Origin of the sequence: Clostridium sp. Ade.TY (assembly GCF_000498355.1) — a bacterium.
Classification (GTDB): Bacteria; Bacillota; Clostridia; order Clostridiales; family Clostridiaceae; genus Clostridium.
The window spans coordinates 1-9,657 of sequence record NZ_AVSV01000043.1 but is presented as its reverse complement, the minus strand read 5'-3'; the positions used below and the strand labels follow the sequence as shown (position 1 = coordinate 9,657).

General features: G+C 27.3%; 6 protein-coding genes, 1 rRNA gene and 1 pseudogene. 7 read left to right on the top strand and 1 reads right to left on the bottom strand.

The features are described 5' to 3' along the window. Positions 1–65: 65 nt before the first annotated feature. The 3 genes and pseudogenes from rrf (at position 66) to O212_RS0114965 (ending at position 2,092) form a co-directional block, all read left to right on the top strand. Positions 66–182, top strand: a 5S ribosomal RNA gene (gene rrf / locus O212_RS0114975). A gap of 94 nt (positions 183–276) precedes the next feature. After that, a pseudogene (locus O212_RS0114970) lies at positions 277–1,518 on the top strand (SulP family inorganic anion transporter); the annotation flags it as partial. A gap of 166 nt (positions 1,519–1,684) precedes the next feature. Further along, complete coding sequence (locus tag O212_RS0114965; RefSeq protein WP_024615881.1) at positions 1,685–2,092, top strand: type II secretion system protein; 408 nt, start codon at positions 1,685–1,687, stop codon at positions 2,090–2,092. Positions 2,093–2,240: 148 nt separating this feature from the next. On the opposite strand, the gene O212_RS0114960 is transcribed toward O212_RS0114965, so the two are convergent. Beyond that, entirely contained in the window at positions 2,241–2,720 is a 480-nt protein-coding gene (locus tag O212_RS0114960; RefSeq protein WP_024615880.1) for a cupin domain-containing protein, read from the bottom strand. A 250-nt stretch (positions 2,721–2,970) separates the two neighbouring features. Here O212_RS0114960 and glgA point away from each other — a divergent pair, with 250 nt between their 5' ends. The 4 genes from glgA (at position 2,971) to glgD (ending at position 9,335) form a co-directional block, all read left to right on the top strand. After that, complete coding sequence (gene glgA / locus O212_RS0114955) at positions 2,971–4,404, top strand: glycogen synthase GlgA (protein WP_024615879.1); 1,434 nt, start codon at positions 2,971–2,973, stop codon at positions 4,402–4,404. A gap of 30 nt (positions 4,405–4,434) precedes the next feature. After that, positions 4,435–6,870, top strand: coding sequence for a glycogen/starch/alpha-glucan phosphorylase (locus tag O212_RS0114950; RefSeq protein ID WP_024615878.1), 2,436 nt, complete (start codon positions 4,435–4,437; stop codon positions 6,868–6,870). Positions 6,871–7,048: 178 nt separating this feature from the next. After that, positions 7,049–8,209, top strand: a complete 1,161-nt coding sequence (locus O212_RS0114945) for a glucose-1-phosphate adenylyltransferase (protein WP_024615877.1) — start codon at positions 7,049–7,051, stop codon at positions 8,207–8,209. Positions 8,210–8,234: 25 nt separating this feature from the next. Further along, a complete protein-coding gene (glgD, locus tag O212_RS0114940) occupies positions 8,235–9,335 on the top strand; it encodes a glucose-1-phosphate adenylyltransferase subunit GlgD (protein WP_024615876.1) in 1,101 nt (366 codons plus the stop codon). Positions 9,336–9,657: the final 322 nt, after the last annotated feature.

Sequence of the window (9,657 nt, the reverse complement as noted above, 5' to 3'; positions counted from 1 at the left end):
TCGAGGGCTTGACCAATAAAAAATTAACAAAAAATCGTGTGCAATTTTCAGATAACATCTGAAAATCTGGTGATGATGGCATAGAGGAAACACTCCTTCCCATTCCGAACAGGAAAGTTAAGCTCTATAGCGCCAATGGTACTGCACGGGTGACTGTGTGGGAGAGTAGGACGTTGCCAGGTGAGAACAAGAAAGAGATAGTTTTGACTATCTCTTTTTTTCATGTGTACAAATAGTTTACAAAAAATTTATATGAAAAGAGGCGTTTCTTTAATAATGAAAAAACCAAAGTTTTTTTCCATTTTAAAACACAGAAAAAAGGAATTATCCAAGGAGCAAATATTTAAAGATGTAATATCTGGAGTAATAGTTGCTATAATAGCACTTCCGTTATCAATAGCTCTTGGAATATCATCAGGGGTAACACCAGAAAAAGGGCTTATAACGGCTATAGTTGCAGGACTATTTATTTCATTATTTGGTGGAAGTAGGGTTCAAATTGGAGGACCAACTGGTGCATTTGTTGTTATTGTATATGGTATTGTAGAAAAGTATGGGCTTGAAGGTCTAATTATGTCTACATTAATGGCAGGTATAATACTAATATTATTTGGAGTTTTAAGACTTGGTAATTTAATAAAGTTTATTCCTAAGAGTATAACATTAGGGTTTACTTTGGGAATTGCAATAACATTATTATCAACTCAAATAAAAGATTTATTTGGATTAAATATTGAAAAAGTACCATCAGAATTTATTCCTAAATGGGAAACATACATAACACATTTCAACGAAACTCATTTAGTAACATTAATAATAGGTTTATTATGTATTGGAATAATAATATTTTTCCCTAAGATTAATAAGACAATTCCAGGTTCACTTATTGCATTAATAATATCTACATTGATAGTAACTGGATTAAGTTTAAATGTTGAAACTATAGGAAGTGCATTTGGTTCTATTTCTTCATCAATTCCAAAACCACATCTTCCGGTATTAACTATAGATAAAATAAAGGTGTTAATTATGCCATCACTTACAATAGCATTCTTAGCAGCAATTGAATCTTTATTATCAGCAGTGGTTGCTGATGGAATGATAGATAAAAAGCATAATTCAAATACTGAATTAATAGGACAAGGTTTAGCGAATATAGCATCATCACTATTTGGTGGAATACCAGCAACAGGTGCTATTGCAAGAACAGCAGCAAATATTAAAAATGGTGGTAGAACTCCAATAGCGGGTATAGTTCATGCTATTGTTTTATTATTAATAATGATAATATTTATGCCTCTTATACAATATGTGCCATTAGTTGCATTAGCAGCTATACTTGCAGTTGTATCATATAATATGAGTGAATGGAGAGAATGTATAAAAATTATATCAAAGAATAAATTTGATGCAGTTGAGTTAATAACTACATTTGTATTAACAGTAACTTGTGATTTAGTTGTAGCTATTTTAGTGGCTATGGTAGTTCATTTAATTAGAATGAAGTTAATAGATAAAGATAATAATATTAACAAAGATATGGAGATAGCTTGTTAATTTATATATAGTATTAAAATTTTAGCAAAGAAATATAATTTCTTTGCTATTTTTTTATTTTGAATAGTTTAAAAATAATATTATATGGTAATAATTTAAAATGAAATTTGATATAAGGAGGTGTGATATGAGCTTAAGAAGTTTAAAACTTGAGTGTAAAAAGATAATTAAGAGTAAGAAAAAAGGATTTACTTTAATAGAATTAGTTGGAGTTATAGCTATAATGGGTATACTTGTAATAATATTTAGTAAAAATATCACTGGTTATATAGATGAAGCTAAAAAGACAAAAGTTGTAGAACAAGCAAGAAGAGTTGTAATGGCAGTTGATACATATGAAATGAAAAAAGGTGGAGATTTATCTCAAACTAAAATTTCATCAATTAAGCAAAACAATAGTGTAAACGCATATATAGGTGATGACTTAGTTAATTTATCTGATGAAATGAAGGTTAGTGATTGTAGACATATAGTTAATGGAAGTAAAGATTTCTCTATAGATAATGCTGGGAAATTTACTGAATTTATAGAATAGCTTAATTAGGTATAAAACTATATATTAAAAAATTAAATTATAATGTTTAGATATAAATTTATATTAAAGGATTAATCCAAAAAAATAAAAAGGTAGTAATAGAAATTAATTTCTATTACTACCTTTTTATTTTATAGAGTTTAAGATATTAATAATCTTTTCTAGTAAGTTTTAGTATTATATCTGTGTGATCTGGATATTTAGTTAAAAGATCTTCTCTTTTAAATAATTCAAAATCACTAAATTCAAATCCAGGAGCTACCATACATCCTACTAATGCAAATCCATCATTATTCATTGCTGAACCAAATATGTATCCTTTAGGAACTAAAACTTGAGGGTATTCACCTTTTTCTATATTTTTTCCAAGTTGTTTTGTTATTAATGTGCCATCAGGACTTATCATGTATATTGTTAATGCTTCTCCATCATGATAATACCACATCTCATCTGATTTTAATCTATGAAAGTTAGAAACTTCTCCTGTTTTTAATAAGAAATATATACTACTCCATAGTTTTTTATTTCCTTTTACTATTTCATCTGATAAAAATGATTCTTTAAAGTATCCACCCTCTACATGAGGAATCATATCAAGATTTTTAATATAGTACTCTGCTGATTTCATATAAAAAACCTCCTAAAAATTATATTTAAATTTATTATACTAGATATTTTTCATTATAAAAATTATAAATACTTAAGAAAAATTTTTTTACAAGTTATTTTTTTAAAAACTTAGTAATATTTATAAAGATAGCAAGAGTTTAAATAATTATATTTTATATAGTTTGAAATTTATATATAAGTTCACAACAAGATTATATAAAGGGAAACAAATATGAATTTTATAGTATTAAATTAAGGAGGGGAAGAAAATGAAGGTTTTATTAGTTGGAGCTGAAGCAAATCCTTTTGTTAAAACAGGAGGACTTGGAGATGTTTTAGGGGCTTTATCTAAATCTTTAAACAGGTTAGATGTTGATACTAGAGTAGTTATACCAAAATATAAAGTAATGAATAGTGAATTTAAAAATCAACTAAAATTTTTAAAATCTCTTAATGTTAAGGTTGGTTGGAGAAATCAATATTGTGGAATTTTTGAATGTACTTATGATGGAGTTAAGTATTATTTATTAGATAATGAATATTATTTTTCAAGAGATAATATTTATGGTTATTTTGATGATGGAGAAAGATTTGCTTTTTTTGATAGGGCAGTTTTGGAATTTTTAAAAGAAATAGACTTTAAGCCAGATGTAGTTAATTGTAACGATTGGCATACAGGCATGATACCTGTTCTTCTTAAATCAGAATATTCAAAGGATAGTTTTTACAACAAGATAAAATCTGTATTTTCTATTCATAATCTTAAATTCCAAGGTATATTTCCAAAAGAAATTTTACCAGAACTCTTTGGGTATGATATGGAATTGTACTATAACGGAAGTTTAGCTTTTGATAATGGAATAAGCTTTATGAAAGGTGGACTTATGTACTCAGATAGAATAACTACTGTTAGTTATTCATATGTTGATGAAATAAAAACTCCAGAATATGGTGAACGATTAGATGCGGTTTTAAGAGATAGGGATTATGTTTTAAGTGGAATTTTAAATGGAATAGATTATGATGAATTTAATCCATTAAATGATAGATATATTTATGAAAATTTCAATAAATATAATTTATATGGAAAAAGAAAAAATAAAGAGAGGCTTCAAGAAGAACTTGGACTGCCTGTAAATGGTGATATAGCTATGATTGGAATAGTATCTAGATTAACTAACCAAAAAGGTTTGGACTTAATTATTGATATAGCGGATAGATTGTTACAACATAATGTTCAATTAATAATATTAGGAACTGGTGAGCCAAGTTATGAGGATCATTTTATGGGTTTAGCATCTAGATATAGAGATAAAGTATCAACAAATATAAAATTTGATAATGAATTAGCACATAAAATATATGCCTCATCCGATATGTTCTTAATGCCATCTTTATTTGAACCTTGTGGACTTAGTCAACTTATAGCACTTAGATATGGAACTGTTCCAATAGTCAGAGAAACTGGAGGTCTTAAAGATACAATTAGTCCTTACAATAAGTATAATGGCATAGGCAATGGTTTTAGTTTTAGAAACTATAATGCAAATGAGTTTTTAGGAATAATAGAATATGCATTGGATTTATATGGTGATAAAAATATTTGGAATTCTATTGTTAATCAAGCACTGGATTCTAATAATAGTCTTGAAAGGTCTGCAAATGAATACAAGAGCATGTATAGTAGCTTAGTTAGGATGTAAATTATAACAAAATTCAGAGGAGGGGGTATTATGCTGACCATCGACAAGAATACTTTCAAGAGAGCATATGAAAAGAAATATTTAGAGATGCATGGTGAGGAACTTTCGGAAGGAAGTGATTATAAAAAGTATGAAGCTTTAGGGAGTCTTGTTAGAGATTATGTTGCAGAAAACTGGATGAATACTAATAAAAGATATAACAACACCAAAGAAAAACAAGTATATTATTTTTCAATGGAATTTTTATTAGGAAGACTTTTAGGAGATGCACTTCTTAACTTAGGTATTAGAGATATATGTAAAGAAGCTTTAAAAGAATTAGATATAGAATTAGAAAAATTAGAAAATTTAGAGCAAGATCAAGGGCTAGGTAATGGTGGACTTGGTAGACTTGCGGCATGCTTTTTAGACTCTATGGCATCTGTTAATATAGCAGGACATGGATGTGGAATAAGATATAAATATGGTTTTTTTGAACAGAAAATAATTGATGGAGTTCAGGTTGAAGTATCTGACAATTGGCTTAGAGAAGGGAATGTATGGGAAAAGAGGAGACAAGATAAAAAAGAGATAGTTAAGTTTGGTGGGAATATAATAAGTGAGAGAATAAATGGAAAATTAAAGTTTACACATGTAAATTATGAACCAGTCCTTGCTGTTCCTTATGATACTCCAATTGTTGGGTATATGAATGATACTATAAACACATTAAGGCTTTGGAGTGCTGAAACTGTAAATAATGAATTTGATTTTTCATCATTTAGTAGAGGAGATTTTTTACAGGCTTTAGAATATAAAAATTCAGTAGAAGCAATATCTCAAGTTCTTTATCCAGATGATTCACAATACAAAGGGAAAATACTTAGATTAAAACAACAATATTTTTTTGTATCAGCTGGGGTTCAAGGAATAATAAGACATTATAAAAAACATAATGGGGATTTAAGGAATTTACATGAAAAAATTGCTATGCATATAAATGATACTCATCCAACTCTTGTAATACCTGAGCTTATGAGAATTTTAATAGATGAGGAAGGATTCCCTTGGGAAGAGGCATGGAGAATAACAACAAATACAGTATCATACACGAATCATACTATACTCGCAGAAGCTTTGGAGAAGTGGCCTATAGAAATGTTTAAATCCTTACTTCCAAGAATATATATGATTGTTGAAGAAATTAATGAAAGGTTTTGCCAGGAGCTTTGGAATGCATATACAGGTCAATGGGATAAAATATCAAGAATGTCAATTATAGCAGACGGACAAGTTAGAATGGCTAACTTAGCTATAGTAGGTAGTCATAGTGTAAATGGAGTTGCAAAACTTCATACAGAAATTCTTAAAAAGAAAGAGATGAGTGATTTTTATTATTATTATCCTAATAAGTTTAATAATAAAACAAATGGAATAACTCATAGAAGATGGCTTTTAAAAATAAATCCTAGATTAACTAAATTATTAGTTGATACAATAGGGGATAGTTTCATAAGACATCCTATAGATTTAATAGAATTTGAAAAGAAGGCTTATGATAAAAATATTCAGATGGAGCTTCATAATATAAAGAAGTATAATAAAGAATTATTAGCAGATACAATATATAAAAGAAAAGGAATAAAGGTTGATACAAATTCAATTTTTGATGTCCAAATAAAAAGAATACATGCATATAAAAGACAGACATTAAATTGTTTAAGAATAATGGATTTGTATAATAGACTTTTAGAAAATCCAAATTTAGATATAGTTCCAAGAACATTTATATTTGGGGGAAAAGCAGCTCCGGCATATCATTTAGCTAAAAAAACTATAGAGCTTATAAATAAAATATCTGAAAAAATAAATAATGATCCTAGAGTGAATGATAAAATAAGAGTTATATTTTTAGAAAATTATAATGTTTCATTAGCTGAAGAAATAATAAGAGCAACTGATTTGAGTGAACAAATTTCTACTACAACTAAAGAAGCATCAGGAACATCAAATATGAAATTTATGATGAATGGAGCAGCTACAATAGCAACATTGGATGGAGCTAATATAGAAATAAAAGATGAAGTTGGAAATGATAATATAATCATATTTGGATTAAATTCAGAAGAAGTTCTTAATTATTATCAAAATGGAGGGTATTCATCTTTTGATATATATAGAGATAATGCAAGAGTAAAATCAGTAATAGATGACTTAATAAACTGTAAGTATCATTTTGATAGAGAAAGATTTAGAGAAATATATGATAGTTTAATACCATATAATGATGAATTTTTTGTTTTAAAAGATTTTGATTCTTATATTGAAGCACAAAAAAAGGTAGATGATTTATATAGGGATACAAATGTATGGCAAAAAATTTGTGGAGTTAATATAGCTCATTCAGGAATTTTTTCATCAGATAGAACTATATCACAATATGTTAATGGAATTTGGGGATCAGAGTTAGTATATAAAAATCTATAAATTTAAACAGTCTAAAGATATAGAATCTTTAGACTGTTTTTTATATATAAGATTTAATAAATAAAGATGTATAAAACAAAAAATCCAATCATATGTTTATATAAGTACTTTTAAGAATTGACAGATTAAAAAATAAAAATATTTTTATTTTGAAAAACATATGAGGGGAGATAGTTTTATGGGAAAAAAAGAGATAGTAGCGATGATTTTAGCTGGTGGACAAGGATCGAGACTTGGAGTATTAACTAAAAACTTAGCAAAACCTGCTGTACCTTTTGGGGGAAAATATAGAATAATAGATTTTCCTTTAAGTAATTGTTCGAATTCTGGTATATATACTGTTGGAGTACTGACACAATATAAGCCATTAGAATTAAATTCACATATTGGAATAGGAGATCCTTGGGATCTTGATAGGAGAGATGGAGGAGTTAGTATACTTCCACCTTATCAAGAAGAAGAGGGCGGAATGTGGTATAAGGGAACAGCAAATGCTATATATCAGAATATAGAGTATATAGATAGTTATGACCCAGAATATTTATTAGTTTTATCAGGTGATCATATTTATAAAATGGACTATGATAATATGCTTGAATTTCATAAAGAGAGAAATGCAGATGCAACAATTGCTGTTATTGATGTACCAATAGATGAAGCAAGTAGATTTGGAATAATGAATACAAAGGATGATTTAAGTATATATGAATTTGAAGAAAAGCCTAAAAATCCAAAAAGTACAAATGCATCAATGGGAATATATATATTTAATTGGAAAACGTTGAAAAGACATCTTATTCAAGATGAATTAGATTTAAATTCAAGCAATGATTTTGGAAAGAATATAATTCCTAATATGTTAAATGAGGGATGTAAATTAGTTGCATATCCGTTCAATGGTTACTGGAAAGATGTTGGAACTATAAAAAGTTTATGGGAGGCTAATATGGATCTACTTAATATGGAAAATAAATTAAATTTATTTGATGAAGATTGGAAGATATATTCGGTAAATCCAGTTAGTCCAGCACAATATATAGGAGAAGAAGCATTAGTCAAAAATTCGGTTATAGTAGAAGGTTGTGTTATACATGGTACAGTTGAAAATTCAGTACTATTTCAAGGAGTTTATGTTGGGAAAAATACAGTAATAAAAAATTCAGTAATTATGCCTAATGCAGTTATTGATGATTATTCAATTATAAATAAAGCAATAATAGGAAGCGATGCAATAGTTAATAAAGAACAAATAATAGGAAACGGTAAAAAAATATCTGTTGTAGCATCAAAAGAAGAGGTTGGATACAGGATTAAATATAAAGAAAGAAAAACTGTATAAAATTGAAATAGGAGGGATTTAAAAAATGAATAACTGTTTAGGAATAATAAATTTAGATGAAAATGAAAATAGGATGGGCGATTTAGTTAGAAATAGGCCTTTAGGTTCAGTTCCAATAGCTGCTAGATATAGAATAATAGATTTTATACTTTCAAATATGACAAATTCAGGTATAGAGTGCATAGGAATATTTGCAAAAAATAAATCAAGATCATTAATGGATCATTTAACAAATGGTAGACCATGGGATCTTCATAGAAAAAGGGATGGATTAAAAGTATTTAATTTTGGGGATTACTCTCCTGCATATGATGATGTCCATAACTTTAATGATAATATAGAATTTGTAAGATATAGTAAGAAAAAATATGTTTTAATTGCACCTTCATATATGATTTGCAATATAGACTTTAAAGAATTAGCGTATAAACATAAAAAAGAAAATAATGATGTCACAATAGTATATAAGAGAGTTAATAATGCAAGAGAAAAATTTATAGACTGTGATGTTCTTAATATAGATAATAATAGAATTATAAGTGTTGGTGAAAATATTGGAAAAGAAAAAAATGCATTAATAAGTACAGAAATGTATTTTATGAAAACAGAGTTATTTATAGATATAATAAATGAATCTGTTAAGAGTGGAATGTATAAAAAAATAAAGCATTTTATACATTCGAATTTAGATAAATTAAATGTTAGAGCATATGAATTTAAAGGATATTTAAGTTGTATAAATTCATTAAAATCATATTATGATGCTAATATGGATTTTTTAGATTCAGAAGTAAATAAAGAACTGTTTTTTAGTGGAAGACCAATATATACAAAACCAAAAGATGAAGGACCGACACAATATACTGATAACAGTTTAGTAAAAAATTCTTTAATAGCAAATGGATGTTATATAGATGGAAAGGTTCAAAATAGTATAATATCAAGAAGAGTTTATATAGGACCAAATGTAAATATAAAAGATTCTATTATACTTCAAGGCGCAATAATAAATAATGGATGTGAGCTTGAAAATGTAATAGCAGATAAAAAAATAAGTATAGAACAAGATGAAAGATATATAGGTTCAAAAAAATGGCCTATTGTAATGAGTAAAAGAAAAAATTAAAAAATTTATGCTGAATATAGTAAAAATATGTTATATAGTTTTACTATATTCAGTTTTTTTGTATATAAACTCCTAATACATAACCAGGCGTGTCTATAGATGAAAAATGAAGTAAAACATAGAATTTAGGCAAATATATATAATAATATCTGAAAATGAAATAAGTTCTAAAAACATACATAAATAGACATGTTATCATAAATATCGTCGCTGATGCGGAACAACTTCTTGAAGAGAAGTAAGTCAAATTTTAAATCATTAAAAAATGATTTAAAAAAGTGTTGACAGAAAAGTTCCTGAGTGATAAGATAAACGAGTCGCT

Coding starts and splice junctions, on each gene's coding strand:
- O212_RS0114965 (WP_024615881.1), top strand. CDS start 1,685: ATGAGCTTAAGAAGTTTAAAACTTGAGTGTAAAAAGATAATTAAGAGT.
- O212_RS0114950 (WP_024615878.1), top strand. CDS start 4,435: ATGCTGACCATCGACAAGAATACTTTCAAGAGAGCATATGAAAAGAAA.
- glgD (WP_024615876.1), top strand. CDS start 8,235: ATGAATAACTGTTTAGGAATAATAAATTTAGATGAAAATGAAAATAGG.
- glgA (WP_024615879.1), top strand. CDS start 2,971: ATGAAGGTTTTATTAGTTGGAGCTGAAGCAAATCCTTTTGTTAAAACA.
- O212_RS0114945 (WP_024615877.1), top strand. CDS start 7,049: ATGGGAAAAAAAGAGATAGTAGCGATGATTTTAGCTGGTGGACAAGGA.
- O212_RS0114960 (WP_024615880.1), bottom strand. CDS start 2,720: ATGAAATCAGCAGAGTACTATATTAAAAATCTTGATATGATTCCTCAT.